We start from the raw sequence: 361 nt of genomic DNA, 5'->3' as shown, positions 1-361 counted from the left end.
TGTATGCGCGGTCGGTGTCTGACAACGAGGGGTTCTGGGCCGAGCAAGCGCAGCGGGTGGACTGGATCAAGGCGCCGAGCCAGATCAAGGATGTCGATTTTACCCTCGGCCAGGTCAAGATCAACTGGTACGCCGATGGCACGCTGAACGTGGCGGCGAATTGTGTCGACCGGCATCTGGAGACCCGCGGCGACCAGACCGCCATCATCTTTGAGCCTGACGATCCCAATGAGGATGCCAAGCACATCACCTACCGCGACCTGCACCGCAGCGTCTGCAAGATGGCCAACATCCTTGAGACGCTGGGCGTGCGCAAAGGCGACCGGGTGGTGATCTACCTGCCGATGATCCCCGAAGCCGC

Annotated in this window: 1 protein-coding gene; it reads left to right on the top strand. The window is 61.8% G+C overall.

All coding sequences use genetic code 11. The annotated features are described in order from the left end of the window. The coding region (locus tag MWU54_RS18665) for an acetyl-coenzyme A synthetase N-terminal domain-containing protein (RefSeq protein ID WP_247086767.1) at positions 1-361 on the top strand (361 nt) is incomplete at both ends.

It is taken from the genome of Marivita sp. S6314, assembly GCF_023015985.1.
GTDB lineage: Bacteria > Pseudomonadota > Alphaproteobacteria > Rhodobacterales > Rhodobacteraceae > Marivita.
Note: the sequence above shows the minus strand (reverse complement) of the source record. Positions and strands in the feature narration are given on the sequence as shown.